Source organism: Desulfuromonadaceae bacterium (genome assembly GCA_019429445.1).
Lineage (GTDB): Bacteria > Desulfobacterota > Desulfuromonadia > Desulfuromonadales > JAHYIW01 > JAHYIW01.
In genome coordinates this window covers 117,777-130,781 of record JAHYIW010000001.1, presented here as the reverse complement: position 1 = coordinate 130,781, position 13,005 = coordinate 117,777, and the positions used below count along the sequence as shown (strand labels likewise).

Here is a 13,005-nt window from a genome sequence, read left to right as displayed (position 1 = left end):
TTCTCGTGTTTTGATGCTGCGTTGACGGGTATGGAATTTGATGGCGGCGCAAAAAGCGTTACGGCGTTGCACGACGAAATTTTTTCCTGGCCACCCCATGATTTTTTTTTGAGCAACGACTTACAGTTTAACTGCTGGCAAGGTATTTACCAGCCGCAAGAGCTCATCAAGATCAAGATTTTCTGCCACCACGCGCCCTAAACCAGCGCTGCTGCGGCGGTAAAGATCGAAACGCGGGGTACGCGTTCCAGCATCGTTTTTTTCCCTATTACTGGTGATGATACCGAAATCAGCCAACTGTGGCTGTGAACAGGAGTTGGCACATCCGGAGATTGCCCAGGAGTGCTGACGCCCCGCTGCATCGAGTGCGTGGATAACGTGTGCGGCAACGTCGCGGGTCGCCGACAAGCCCATGCGGCATTGATGATTCCCCGGACAGACGCGAAAGGTCACCTGTTCGGCGGGCGTCTCACCGCTGAACCCTGCGGCGGCGAGCGCCTGCTGCGCCGCGTCCCGCTGATCCGCCTGAACAAGGGGCAGGGCAATATTCTGATCCGCAGTAAGCGCCAGAAAACCGTCGCAATAGCTGTTGGCCAATTGCGCCAGAGCGCTAAAGCGTGCGGCGTTGATCTCGCCGGCAAAGATCCCCACTTCAATAATGGCGTGCTTGCTCGGCAGCGCTGCGCCAACGACTGTTGGCCGTAACGACGGGACACTGTGCGCGGCGCCGTCGGTGTCCACCAACGTCCGAAACCGCTCTTCACCGATATCATTAAGCAAGCTTTTCAAGCGCTTACCTGCTGGCGTGTGAGCGGCATAGACGCGCACGATACTCTCTGTCAACGGGATCACCCGGTTGCTCGCCACCGCCTTTTCGAACAGGAACCCGGCTTGCGGTGCACGCCCCAGGCCTCCGGCACACCAGAGATCGAAACACTCCACACCATCATCGTCACCGACGTAAACCAGGCCAACATCCTGAATCAGATGACGGGAGCGGGAATAATCGCCGTCAACACTGATCTTGAATTTTTTCGGCAGCCCTTCAAAGTAAGGATTACCAGCAAAGTGTTGTTGCAAACGCCGGGCAAGGAGCTGGGCAACATCAAAGTGTGCACCCAGGGTAGTACTGCACGAGATGCCGCGTACCGCGCCACCACAGGCACCGCGTGAGGTCAGACCAACCGCGTCCAGGCGCGGAAAAATCGGCTTCAGGTCGGTGCGGGCTAATCCGTGCAATTCAATGCTGCAACGGCTCGTCAGGTGTAACGAACCCTGCGCAAAGTCCTCGGCAAGGGTACAAAGCTGCTCAACCTGGATGCTTGACAAAACCCCCGCCGGAGCTTTGATCCGTAACATCAACCGCCCGGCCTGGTCCTGTCTGTAAATCCCGTCGAGTCGCAATTGTTGATAATCGATGTCCATTATTTTTCGTCCGTTCAATCGTGATGGCGTCGCAAAAAGTCCGCCCTACAGCGTTACGCGGGTTTTTCAGGACCTCGACCTACCTGATGTAGGCCTTCGCCCCTGAAAAAACACCAAGCCTTGGAGGACGAAATTTTTGCTTAGCCATCTCATTCTTTTTTGCGAGTGCATCAATCGTGGTGCAAGCAATTTTCTGCACCTGCTGTGCCGTTGTTTCAGGGGGTGGCATCATCAACGGGGCGCCGATGCAAACCGCATTCCTTGTGTTCGGGATTTTCCCACCACCAGCGACCGGCGCGCGGATCCTCCCCCGGCAGAATCGCCCGTGTGCAGGGTGCGCAACCGATCGACGGATACCCTTGACGGTGCAGGCGATTCACGGGCAATCGCCGCTGATCAGCATACACCCAGATCTGCTTTTCGGTCCAGTCGATCAGCGGATTGATCTTCAACCGATCATCATGCGCCTGATCAATTTCAATCGCGGCCAGGGTAGCGCGCGTCACACTCTGTTCACGCCGCATACCGGTAACCCATCCGGCCAGCGGTGCCAGCGCCCGGTGCAACGGCTCAACTTTGCGGATAAAACAGCACTCCTGACGCTTTTCAAGACTTTGTTGAAAGGAAAAAGAACCTTTTTCGCTGAGCAGCGACTCCACGGCGCCGCGATCAGGGAAAAACCAGTGAATTGCGAGCGCATAGCGCTCCCTGACTGCCTCGGCAACGGTATAGGTCTCTTCCGGCAAGCGCCCGGTATCAATAGCAAAAACGCCAATTTCAAGGGCAAAACGTGAGATCAGATCGATCAGCACAAGATCCTCAACCCCGAATGAACAGGCCAACTGGACGTTTCCTTGCGCACGGGACAACCCCTCTGTGATTATTTTGACTGCCATACTTTCGAGTGACAGTGAAGAATCATCATTGTCAATAAAATGTTCCATCGTCGCTTTCCTTCCGCAGTGGCAACGTAATGCCGCGCAGCAACACCACTCCAGCAAAAGTATCTGTGATCATAATTATATAATAACAACAAATTAGTCAACAATATTTTTTCAAAGTTCTTTAGCTTTTTTATGTACTTTATACCATAACAATCTCATGCAATAAGTTGATAATTGCATGTTTCCAAAAAAAAACGCTGCCCATGTTGCAACGACATGGGCAGCGTGTTATTTTTTTGTGTTGGAAAAATCAGCCGTGAGAACAGTTACTTGTTGTTCACATTTTCGCGTGCAACCAGTTCGGCAAACGTGTAGCGCTGCAGCGACGCCATCATCTCTTCGCGGATTTCTCGCCACGCCCCATGCACCGGGCAGAAAAGATCGCGGGTACAGGTCTGCGGCGCGACAAGACAATGGTTGAGGTAAAGGGGGCCTTCTTCAGCCTTGACAATGTCAAACATGGTCACTTCCGCAGGATCTTTAAGTAACAGAAAACCGCCACCAACTCCGCGTTGAGAACCAACGATTCCGGCACGAATCAACGGTTGCAGAATTTTCGTGAGAAACGCGGGGGTAATTCCCTGCTCTTCGCAAATATCCCGCTTGTAGACAATCTCCCCTTTTGGCTGCTTTGCCAGATGCAAAACAGCCCGAATAGCATATTCTGTTGCGCGCGTTATGACCACGATCGAATCCCCAATTCTAACTGTTGAAGTTATAGATCAATTGATACCCTGTCCGGAGGACTTTTGTCAACGTGATTTTCTCCCCCTGTCGATCACAGAGACAGTAAAATAGCACAAATGCGCGCTGTTTCAAGCGCATAAGCTATTGCCAGCACCGATGAAAAATGATAGTTTTACTCGTTGCTCCTGCTGTCAATCAGTTTTTTATCTACGGAGAGAGAAAACGTGCGTCAATCTTTCGTAATTTTATCGGGACGCAAATTGTTCATGCTGCTCGTTTTCTTGTTGACACTACCGGTTCCGAACACCCTTGCACTCATCCAGCAGCTAAACTATGCCGGAGCAACAACCCTTCAGCTGCATTTCATGCCCCAAGCTGCCAAGCTCTTCAAAAATCGTAACGGGATCGAATTCACCATCAACGGTGGAAACACCGGGCCGGGGATCCAGGCATTAATCGAGGGAACAATTGACATTTCCGGCGCCGGGCGCTTTCTCACTGCAAAAGAAAAATCGGCCGGACTGGTTGAGTACCTGATCGGCTGGGATGCGCTGTACGTCATTGTTCATCGGGACAACCCGATTGAAACTTTGTCACGACAACAATTACAGGGTATATTCTCTGGACAAATTCAAAACTGGCAGGATGTGGGTGGCGCAGAGCGACCGATCATGGTGATCTCCAGCCCGCGCGGATCGGGAATGCGTGCCAATGTCCGTGAAAAGGTTTTGCTGTCGGCAGCGATTACCGAACAAGAGGTCATCTCTCCGATCGTGCATGACGCCGACTGGCTGGTTGCTCAATTTCCGACCGCCATCAGCATTCTCAGCGCCAGCATGGTCGATCTTTCAACGGTCAAGGTCGTGCGTGTCGACAACGTCATACCCTCGGCGCAGAGCATTGCTACAGGAAAATACACGTTGGTCAAACCGCTTTTGCTGGTCACAAAAACGTCACCGGGAGAGGCGATTAAAGAATTCATTGATCTGGCTGCAAGCCATGAAGGACAACAGATTATTGCTGAAAAATTTTTCCCCGTGGAAGCCGGTGCGGCGCCAATGCCTGGCAGCCGAAACTTGCGACACTAGTACCCTGTAACCCAGAGGATTTCGAGGGATTGCGCAGGGCTTTGACGTGTCAGCAAGGCGCGATTTCTGTTGTCTAGCCGTAGCTAAACAGCTGCAATCGGAACGTAGCTGATGCGGCAAAGAACAAGCAAGATGCGAAAGATTATGGGTTACAGGGTACTAGTATCAGGATTTCCTAAAACAAGCGACGACCGAAGACCAGGTAAACGTCGCGCGTTGAAGCCTTTGGCTTACATTTGACAGGGACTGCTATGTTTACATTAATAAAGTTAAGAACCAAAATCCTCCTTGCCCTCATCGGACTTTCAGTGGTTCCGCTGGTGGTTGCACTCTTCATTCTTTTTCAGATGACTGGCAAGCAAATTGAAGAGGGGATGACTCAGCGCACCGCCCAGACTGAAGATTTTATTCGCAGCAACACGGGCTACCTGCAAACCGTACGATTGAACTATGTACAACTGCTGGCACGTGATTCGGGGCTGGTCAATGCAGTCTATTACGCCGTGCTCAGCGGCGACACCCTCCAGCTTGCTGACGCGATCAAGGATTCCCAAAAAACTTTCAATTTTGATCACATGGAGGTTGTCGACCAAAACGGAGCGCTATTATTGGAATCAACGACTGAAGGCGAACAACCTCTCGACGCCAACACTGCCAGCAGCACGTCGCAGCGGCAGGTCGAAACCAAGGATCGGGTCGATATCAAAATCTTTGATGGACATCTGGCCATCGTTGCCGTCGCCCCGATCAAACTGCAGGACCAGATCATCGGCCATCTTGCCGGAGTCAACTACCTTAACGGCAAATTCGCTGCATCGATCAAGGATTTCAGTGGAGCGGAAGTCGGGATTTTTGACGAAAAAGGCGTTTTTGCGGCGACCCTGGACGGTCTCAAATCGCTCGGTGCTGAAGATATCCGCGACGCCAAAGGAACAAACGTTACCCTGAACAACAATACCTATACCCTGACCGCCAATGCGCTTGGCGGAGCACATAGCGGTGTGCTGCTGGCAATTGACCGCACCGAAGTGGAAAAGGCGAACAGCCGCCTGGCGACAACAGTCGTTGCAATTCTGCTGATCGCCACAATCGTCGCCACGTTGGTTGGTTTTGCCATCAGTCGCAATATCGTCACCCCGCTGCGACGGGTCGTTGACAATCTCAAGGAGATTGCCGAAGGAGAAGGGGATCTGACCCGAACCCTGAAAATCATCTCCCATGACGAAATCGGCGAGCTGGCAGAAAGTTTCAACCTGTTCCTTACCCGTTTACGCGACATGGTCGAACGTACCCGCAATGTGTCCATCGGTTTGATCGACGCAACCGAACAAATTCGTGTTTCGTCACGTGGTGTCACCGAAGGGGCCATTCAGCAATCGACCGCGCTTGATGAGTCGGCACGGGCAACGCAGGGGATCGACGCCTCGACTTCAGGGATCGCCGAAAGTACCGGCTCACTGGTCATCGCCGTCGAGGAAAGCTCGTCGGCGACGCTTGAACTCGGGGCCACGATTGAAGAGATCGCGTCACAGATGGAACGACTCTTTATCACCGTTGATCAGGTCTCAAGCTCAATCAACGAGATGTCCGTCGCCAGTCAGGAAGTTTCTGAAAATGTTGAAATTCTTTCATCCTCGACCGAAGTAACCGCTTCGTCAGTGACGCAGATGGACGCCTCAATTAAAGAGATTGAGGAGAGCGCCGAAAACACCAACAAACTCTCTGAAGAAGCCGCAGAGGATGCCCTGAAGGGTAAAATCGCCGTCGATGAAACGATCAGCGGGATCAATGCCATTCGTGAAACCGTGGATCATGCCAGCAATGCAATCCAGGAACTGGGGAATCAGTCTTCAGCCATCGGCAAGATCCTGACAGTTATCGATGATGTTGCTGACCAGACCAGCCTGCTGGCCCTGAATGCCGCAATCATCGCTGCCCAGGCGGGTGAACATGGGCGCGGTTTCGCCGTTGTGGCTGTTGAAATTCGCGAGTTGGCGGAACGCACTGCGGTTTCGACGCGAGAAATCGGAGCAATCATCGGCAACCTCCAGAGCGGTACCAAGGAAGCAGTCAGTGCCATGAATACCGGCAGCGCAAGGGTTCACGAAGAAGTCAAGCGCTCCCACGCAGCTGGCGAGGCATTGGAAAAAATCTATACCAGTACACTGAAAGCCGCCGAGCAGACACGCGGCATTGTCCGTGCCACCCAGGAACAGTCGCGCGGCAGTCGGCAGATTACCGGCTCGATCAATCAGGTGGCGTCGATGCTCGGCCAGATCGCCACCGCCATTCGCCAGCAAAACGAAGGAGCTCGCCAACTGGCACAAGCTGCTGAGGCGATGAAGGAAATTGCTTCGCAGGTCAAACTCAGTACCGGTGAGCAGGCCAAGGGGAGTCGGCAGATCAACAACAATATGGAACGCGTTCGCTCGATGATTGAGCGTATCGACGAAGCAACTCGCGAGCAAACCAAACGCAGCCGGGAAATGGTCGAAGCAATTGCCAAGGTCAGTGGCATCGCCGAAAAGAATGCGACACGGACTGAGGATCTGGACCGCGTGGTGGAAATCTTGCTCAATCAGACAGCGACGCTGGAAGACGAGGTCGGCGCCTTCAAGACATGATAGCTGATCTTCTCCACGTGACCATCCTCGGTTCGGGAACCAGCAGTGGCGTTCCGATGATCGGCTGTTCCTGCCCGGTATGCACCTCGACTGACCAGCGCAACCGGCGTACGCGTTGCAGCGTCCTTGTTGGACTGCGCGAGCGTAATATTTTGATCGACACTGCAACAGATTTGCGCCAGCAAGCCTTGCGCGAACAGATAACACAAATTGATGCCGTTCTTTATACCCACGCCCACGCTGACCATACGCACGGAATTGATGATTTGCGCGCTTTCAATCCTGCCGGTGGGGGGACGTTGCCCATTTATGCCGCCGCGTCAACCCTCGCGGTGATTCGACGCACGTTTGCCTATATCTTCAGCGATGATGCAGCGATGGGCTATCGCCCCCGACTAGCGCCCCGGCTGATCGATGCACCGGTAACGATCTGCGGTTTTCCGGTTGAGCCATTGCCGTTGCGTCACGGGCACGAATCCTCACTGGGTTACCGCATCGGAAACTTTGCTTATTTAGCTGATTGTAGCGCAATCCCCGCGGAAACGCTGACACGACTTGCAAACCTGGATGTTTTGATTCTCGACGGGCTGCGTTTTCGTCCCCATGCCAGCCACTTCAACATCACCCAGGCAATTGACATGGCACAAATAATTGGCGCCCGACGAACCTTGTTGACTCACTTGACCCACGACATTGATCACGCAAAACACACGGCAGAATTACCGGCCGGAATTGAGTTTGCCTATGACGGGTTACGTCTGGAATTACCCCTGACAGCGGCTATTTGAACGGATCCACTTGATGCGCCAGGAAATCAGACTGCACGGCCAGATTAACGACACGATTGAGTATTTTGCCACGGCGTCGGCATGGGATGCCTTCCGTGGTTATTTTTACGAAGCAACGGGCGATTCGTTGCGTCTTTTTTCTCCCGGCAACGAACTGGTCCTCGACGAGAACGAGATTTCGCACTACGGCAACGGCGGCACCTTTTGCGAATATATGTTCGGTGTCGATCAACCCCTCTCCGATCTGGCTAAAAGTGATGTTCGTAACCGCCTGGTGCTCTATGGCGGTACCTACCAGACGGGCGGCCAACTCATTTTCAGCGATCAAACCGACGGCACCCTCAGCTACGAGCGCATCTTCCTTGAAGGAAATGCCGTTTATAACCATTTTTTCTTTCTTACCGGCTCGGTCTCCGGTTCTACCCGCGAGCAACAGGAAGATATTTTGCGCCTGCTCGGCAAGCTGCTCAAGCGCAGTACCTATGTCGGCGTCGATGACGACTACCCTCTCATCGAGGAAATCTCCAGTCTGCTCGGCCACAAAAGTTCACTCTATGTGGTTAAGTTGCTGCACCGCCGCCACCGGCTTTATCACGATCATTTCCGTGAGCTTTACTTTGAGTACAAAACCATCCCCGACGAGAAAATGACGGAGTTGCAGCAACTTGCCGACCGTCTTGGCATCGACAAGTATCAGCAGGAGCGAATTCGCATCGACGTCATGTACAAGCATGAGGAAAATCGGCGGATCGTTGATGAATACAAAAACATCCTGATTGAGTGTGGCCGTAAGGAGCGGATCAGCAAACTTGAAAACGCCCGGCTGACGCGTCTGAAAACCCTCGCAGTCCGGCACAAAATTCCAACGCCGCTTTTCTATACGCTCGACTCAATGCTCAAGCATGACAAAATGGTTGAGGTTGAGGAACAGGGTTATATCTCCGAGACTCGCGAGATTTTGGCCGGCATTTTCTTCACCGAACACCAGCTCGGCCCCGGCATTGTCCACGAAGACATGCTCCGCCTGCTCGAAGCCAAGCGCCAGGCGAGTGAAAATCGCGATCACACCTTTGAGCAGATCCTGCTCGAAACCGGCAAGGCGTGTGACGAGATGATCCGCGACGGGGCCGATATTTCGCTGCTTGAAAATTTTTCCTACGTCATCACCTATTTCGACCGCTACGACAACACCTCGGCGCATATCAACAAACTGGCGTTCATGGAGAACAGCCGCTTCAGCGAGGAGATCATTCGCAGCCTGCTCGGCAACCGCACCGCCTTCAACGAACTGGATGACACCTTGTTCGGCAGACTTTTTTTCGACAGCATTTTTGACAATAAATATATCGGTAAATACGGTAAAAAGAAGCTCAAGACGCTGCTCAAGGGCCTTGATGAAATAGCCGACAGCCGCAACACCGTGCAGGGGCTGATCACCCACCTGCAATCGATCGAGTCGGAAGAAAATCTCTACGAACTGTTGCTCACTCATGTCAAGGAACGCATTCGTAACTTCTATTCCCGCTACACGACCCGCAAGGAGCAGGAAGACCTCCTTGCCGAGATCACCGAGGAATTGCGCAACAAGAACCTGATCAACGAGGACATTCCCTACTCTCTTTTCAACGATGTTGTTGTCAACATCAAGAAGGAAGCGATCTACCTGCACAATTTACTCCCCCGCATCGTTGCCGAGCGAGACATCGCCCTGCGCGAGGATTTTCTCGAAAACAGCGGCCTCGATCGCTTCTATGTTGAGGAACTTGAACGTGAGTATTTCGAGCTTAACAATCTTGACCTCAACGAGCTTTATCAAATCCGCAAAGGGCTGAACACCGATCAGGGCTGACAGTTCCATGCGCAAACAGCGACGATGTCATGAATCATCCGCCCCGCAATAAAATCCGCAACATCGGGATTATTTCCCACATCGACGCCGGTAAAACCACCGTCTCGGAGCGCTGTCTCTTCTATAGCGGAGAAATTCATCAGCTCGGTGAAGTCCACGACGGCGCGGCGACGATGGACTGGATGGAACAGGAGCAGGAGCGGGGGATCACCATCACTGCGACCGCAACCGCCTGCCACTGGCGTGATGTGACGATCAATATCATCGACACACCGGGACATATTGATTTCACCATCGAGGTCGAGCGTTCACTGCGGGTGCTCGACGGTGCGGTGATGATCTTCAGCGCCGTCGAGGGGGTGCAGCCACAAAGCGAATCGGTCTGGCGCCAAGCGGATCGGTATCAGGTTCCGCGCATTTGCCTGATCAACAAGATGGATCGTCTCGGTGCGGATCATTGCCACACATTAGCGGAAATAGAAGATCAACTCGCGGCGCGTCCGGCGCTGCTGCAACTCCCCTACGGTGAAGAAAACGCGTTCTCCGGGGTCATTGACGTGATTGAAAAGCGTCTCGTCCGGTTCTTTGCGGACGATCTGGGGGCGACGGTCACCGCCACCAATGTTCCTGCGGAGCTGGTCGCCGCCGTCGATGTTGCCCGTGACCAGCTGGTTGAAATAGCAGCGGATTTTGACGACCAGCTGCTCTGCAGCTACCTCGCTGGCGAAGAGATTGCAGCTGATCAACTGAAAGCAGCACTGCGTCGCGGGACCCTCGCCTGCCGCATATTTCCGACCTTACTCGGTTCCGCGCTGCGCAACAAAGGCATCCAGCCGCTCCTTGATGCCGTCATCGATTACCTTCCCGCACCGACCGATCTCCCGGCGATCACCGCTCAATCTCCCGACGGCACCATAAAGACGGTGCTTGAAGCCGACCCGCAAGCGCCGTTCTGCGGTCTGGCGTTCAAAGTGCAGGCAGATGAAGGGCGCAAACTGACCTATCTGCGCATCTATTCCGGCACCCTCCGCGCCGGCGACAGTGTCTACAATGTCAATCGCACCAGCAACGAAAAAGCTGCCCGGCTCTTTCGCATGCATGCTCACAAGCGAGAACGCCTTGACGACGCCATTGCCGGTGACGTCGTCGCGGTGGCCGGGTTGAAACATGTGCTGACCGGAGACACCCTCAGCACCATTGAAACCCCTCTCCTCCTCCCTGGCCTGACCGCCCCCGAACCGATGGTGTCGGTTGCGGTGGAGGCAATGCGCATCGAGGATCGCGAGAAGCTCCCCCTGGCGCTGGACAAGCTTCAGTGGGAAGACCCTACGTTCCGGGCGATTGAGGATGAAGAGACCGGGCAAACAGTCTTGACCGGGATGGGGGAGTTGCACCTGGAAATCATTGTCCATCGGCTGGAACACGAATTCGGTGTCGCCGTGCGCACCGGAAACCCCCGGGTGATCTATCGTGAAGCTTTAACCGTTGCCGTCGAGCGGCAGGAATCTGTTGAACAGGAGATTGAAGGGAAACTGCAACGGGTGGAGCTTGCATTACGCTTGACGCCAACCGCCAACGGTAGCGGGTTGCAGATCGTCCTGCCGACCGCGTCAGACGCTGAAGCGTTGCCTGAGAATTTACGCGAAGTGCTGGCGAGCACACTCAAACAGGCGCTTCAGGGAGGGGTTCGTTTCGGTTACCCGGTCACCGATCTTGAAATCACCGTTGTTGCATGTCCTTACCGATCGGGGGAGTTCAACGCCTTTGGTTTACGGGCGGCTGCCCAGCGAGTGATACGCCACGCCGCAGAGATCGGCAAACCAACGTTACTCGAACCACTGATGGAGCTTGAATTAACGATTCCAGGCGATCACGCGGGAAAGGTTCTTGGCACGATTCAACGTAAGCGGGGACTGGTTGAAGGGATGTCTGCGCACAGCGGCAGTGAAATCATCCGTGCCCAGGCACCGCTGGCGGAGATGTTCGGTTTCATGACCGAACTGCGCAGCGCCACTCAAGGTCGAGGCACATTCACCATGGAGTTTTCTCATTTCGCGCCTGCCCCGGCGGAGGTGCTGAAGCGTTTCGGTGGGTAAAGCGTCATTTTTCACCGCGAAGGACACGAAGCGAGCCTCATCCCTGTGGTCTCCGGCGAACCGGCGAGCACAGAGTAAAATGAAAGTTAATACTCTTCCAGGATCGCGTAAGCAGTATTCCTTTTCGCCGGGGTAAACCCCGCTCCTCGCGCCAGTTCGACGACCTCGTCTTGCGTCATGCGAAACTTCACCCCGGCGGCGGCAACGACGTTTTCTTCGAGCATCGTCCCCCCCAGGTCGTTGGCGCCAAAAAAGAGCGCTACCTGCGCCATCATCGCCCCTTGTGTCACCCAACTCGCCTGAATATTATCGATATTATCGAGCACGATCCGTGACAATGCCAGCACCTTGAGATAGTCCACCCCGCTCGCCGTTTCGCCCCCCAGTTCAGTATTATCCGGCTGAAAAGTCCACGGAATAAAAGCGGTAAAGCCGCCGGTCTTTTCCTGAATCTCGCGCACCCGGAAGAGATGTTCGACAATATCCTCTGGCTGCTCTTTAGAACCGAACATCATCGTCGCGGTGGTACGCATCCCCAAGCGGTGCGCTTCCTCCATCACCGCAGCCCAGTCGCGCCAGCCAATCTTGTTCGGTGAAATCTCCTTGCGCACCGCATCGACCAACACCTCCGCACCACCCCCCGGCACCGAAGCAAGGCCGGCAACCTGCAAGCGCCGCAGGCACTCCGGCATCGACAGCTCCGACAGACGGGCGACATGAATCACCTCGGCGGGCGAAAGGGAATGAATCTGCACCTGCGGAAAGCGCTGTCGAATCTCGCGAAACAACGCCTCGAACCAACCGATTTTCAGCTCGGGATGCAGCCCTCCCTGCATCAACAGTTGGGTGCCGCCATGATCAACCAGTTCCTGAATTTTGTGAAAAATTTCTTCGTATGACAGCACATAGGCATCCGCAGCAGCGGCGTCGCGATAGAACGCACAAAATTTACACTGCGACTCACAAACGTTGGTGTAATTGACATTGCGATCGACCACAAACGTCACCCGGTTATGCGGATGTTTCTTGCGGCGGATCGCGTCGGCCAATTTACCAACCTGAAGCAGATCAGCTTCGGTCAACAGCCAGAGCGCCTCGGCGCGGCTGAGAATGCCTCCCTCTTCAACTTTTTTTTGCAAATCGGTCAGTATCATTCCTGGTATGCCTTGAATCCTTCCAAAACCTGACGAAAGTTTTTGGGGCCGTATTTTTTGAAACCCTCGTCGTCCACCTCCCCCTTGATCTCGATCATCGTGCCATCAAACCACTCCTGCAAATGAGGCTCCTTGAACCACCAGTTGAGCAGGCATTTACTGGTCTCGGTCGCACCGACGTACCCCCCGTCGCGAAACTCCTTCACCTTGCGCCGCAGCTGCGAGACCAGCGGCGGCATCAGCTTGTCCATGCCGGTTTCACGTAGCGCCTCGTCGGCCGGGAACCAGCGGACCTCGGGATTGAGAATCGCGTGCGGGGAATCGGGAAAATCCGGATGCAGGGCCATGGT

The 13,005-nt window shown here is 54.2% G+C and carries 10 protein-coding genes; 5 read left to right on the top strand and 5 right to left on the bottom strand.

The window, feature by feature from the left end:
* Nucleotides 1-120: 120 nt before the first annotated feature.
* The 3 genes from K0A93_00605 to K0A93_00595 form a co-directional block, all read right to left on the bottom strand.
* On the bottom strand, nucleotides 121-1,425 hold the full coding sequence (locus tag K0A93_00605) for a nitrite/sulfite reductase (protein MBW6510601.1): 1,305 nt from the start codon (nucleotides 1,423-1,425) through the stop codon (nucleotides 121-123).
* A 215-nt stretch (nucleotides 1,426-1,640) separates the two neighbouring features.
* On the bottom strand, nucleotides 1,641-2,369 hold the full coding sequence (locus K0A93_00600) for a phosphoadenylyl-sulfate reductase (protein ID MBW6510600.1): 729 nt from the start codon (nucleotides 2,367-2,369) through the stop codon (nucleotides 1,641-1,643).
* 266 nt (nucleotides 2,370-2,635) lie between these two features.
* On the bottom strand, nucleotides 2,636-3,055 hold the full coding sequence (locus K0A93_00595) for an Rrf2 family transcriptional regulator (GenBank protein MBW6510599.1): 420 nt from the start codon (nucleotides 3,053-3,055) through the stop codon (nucleotides 2,636-2,638).
* A 267-nt stretch (nucleotides 3,056-3,322) separates the two neighbouring features.
* On the opposite strand from K0A93_00595, the gene K0A93_00590 reads away from it, so the two are divergent.
* From K0A93_00590 to fusA, 5 genes are all read left to right on the top strand, one after another.
* Nucleotides 3,323-4,144 carry a phosphate ABC transporter substrate-binding protein gene (locus K0A93_00590; protein ID MBW6510598.1) on the top strand — a complete coding sequence of 274 codons (822 nt, stop codon included), beginning with the start codon at nucleotides 3,323-3,325 and terminating at the stop codon, nucleotides 4,142-4,144.
* 251 nt (nucleotides 4,145-4,395) lie between these two features.
* The gene (locus K0A93_00585) at nucleotides 4,396-6,768 is read left to right on the top strand and encodes a HAMP domain-containing protein (GenBank protein ID MBW6510597.1); all 2,373 of its coding nucleotides are present in this window, start codon (nucleotides 4,396-4,398) and stop codon (nucleotides 6,766-6,768) included.
* Nucleotides 6,765-7,556, top strand: coding sequence for a GPMC system MBL fold metallohydrolase (locus tag K0A93_00580; GenBank protein MBW6510596.1), 792 nt, complete (start codon nucleotides 6,765-6,767; stop codon nucleotides 7,554-7,556). Before K0A93_00585 ends, K0A93_00580 begins: the two co-directional genes overlap by 4 nt.
* A gap of 13 nt (nucleotides 7,557-7,569) precedes the next feature.
* Entirely contained in the window at nucleotides 7,570-9,405 is a 1,836-nt protein-coding gene (locus K0A93_00575; GenBank protein MBW6510595.1) for a TIGR04442 family protein, read from the top strand.
* Nucleotides 9,406-9,434: 29 nt separating this feature from the next.
* On the top strand, nucleotides 9,435-11,501 hold the full coding sequence (gene fusA / locus K0A93_00570; GenBank protein MBW6510594.1) for an elongation factor G: 2,067 nt from the start codon (nucleotides 9,435-9,437) through the stop codon (nucleotides 11,499-11,501).
* Between the two features lie 86 nt (nucleotides 11,502-11,587).
* Here fusA and mqnC read toward each other — a convergent pair whose 3' ends face one another.
* Both mqnC and K0A93_00560 read right to left on the bottom strand, forming a co-directional pair.
* Nucleotides 11,588-12,655 carry a dehypoxanthine futalosine cyclase gene (mqnC, locus tag K0A93_00565; GenBank protein ID MBW6510593.1) on the bottom strand — a complete coding sequence of 356 codons (1,068 nt, stop codon included), beginning with the start codon at nucleotides 12,653-12,655 and terminating at the stop codon, nucleotides 11,588-11,590.
* Nucleotides 12,652-13,002, bottom strand: a complete 351-nt coding sequence (locus tag K0A93_00560; protein MBW6510592.1) for a hypothetical protein — start codon at nucleotides 13,000-13,002, stop codon at nucleotides 12,652-12,654. The genes mqnC and K0A93_00560 overlap by 4 nt, the downstream gene beginning before the upstream one ends.
* Nucleotides 13,003-13,005 lie beyond the last annotated feature (3 nt).

Coding starts and splice junctions, on each gene's coding strand:
- K0A93_00590 (MBW6510598.1), top strand. CDS start 3,323: ATGCTGCTCGTTTTCTTGTTGACACTACCGGTTCCGAACACCCTTGCA.
- K0A93_00600 (MBW6510600.1), bottom strand. CDS start 2,369: ATGGAACATTTTATTGACAATGATGATTCTTCACTGTCACTCGAAAGT.
- K0A93_00605 (MBW6510601.1), bottom strand. CDS start 1,425: ATGGACATCGATTATCAACAATTGCGACTCGACGGGATTTACAGACAG.
- fusA (MBW6510594.1), top strand. CDS start 9,435: ATGAATCATCCGCCCCGCAATAAAATCCGCAACATCGGGATTATTTCC.
- K0A93_00560 (MBW6510592.1), bottom strand. CDS start 13,002: ATGGCCCTGCATCCGGATTTTCCCGATTCCCCGCACGCGATTCTCAAT.
- K0A93_00575 (MBW6510595.1), top strand. CDS start 7,570: ATGCGCCAGGAAATCAGACTGCACGGCCAGATTAACGACACGATTGAG.
- mqnC (MBW6510593.1), bottom strand. CDS start 12,655: ATGATACTGACCGATTTGCAAAAAAAAGTTGAAGAGGGAGGCATTCTC.
- K0A93_00580 (MBW6510596.1), top strand. CDS start 6,765: ATGATAGCTGATCTTCTCCACGTGACCATCCTCGGTTCGGGAACCAGC.
- K0A93_00585 (MBW6510597.1), top strand. CDS start 4,396: ATGTTTACATTAATAAAGTTAAGAACCAAAATCCTCCTTGCCCTCATC.